We start from the raw sequence: 405 nt of genomic DNA on the forward strand, positions 1-405 counted from the left end.
GACCGAGCTCACCGCCGGCCGGTTCGGCACACCACGTCAGCTCCAGGCCGAGCTCGGGTTCCGGGTCGACGCGCCGCTGACCGACCGGATGTTCGCCCCCGAGCTGGGCGGCGGAGCCCTGCTGGACATGGGCATCTACCCACTGACCCTCGCCCACCTGATGCTCGGCGAGGCGGAGTCGCTGTCGGCGGAGGCGGTCATGGCGGACACCGGTGTCGACCTCGACATCGCGATCGCCGGCCGCTACCCCGGCGGGGCACTCGCCACGATGAATGCATCGATGACGTCGTGGTCCTCACGCCGCGCCGCCATCGCGACCGACCTCGGCAGGATCGAGCTCGGTCCGGAGTTCCACCACCCCGAGCAGGCCGTCTTCGTCCCGCGCAATCGCGGATCGGAACCCAC

1 protein-coding gene is annotated in these 405 nt (G+C 71.1%); it reads left to right on the top strand.

All coding sequences use genetic code 11. The annotated features are described in order from the left end of the window. A partial coding sequence (locus ACOADB_RS20950; protein ID WP_420281156.1) for a Gfo/Idh/MocA family protein occupies window positions 1-405 on the top strand: 405 nt, incomplete at both ends.

It is taken from the genome of Nocardioides sp. CPCC 206348 (assembly GCF_048654705.1).
Taxonomy (GTDB): Bacteria; Actinomycetota; Actinomycetes; order Propionibacteriales; family Nocardioidaceae; genus Nocardioides.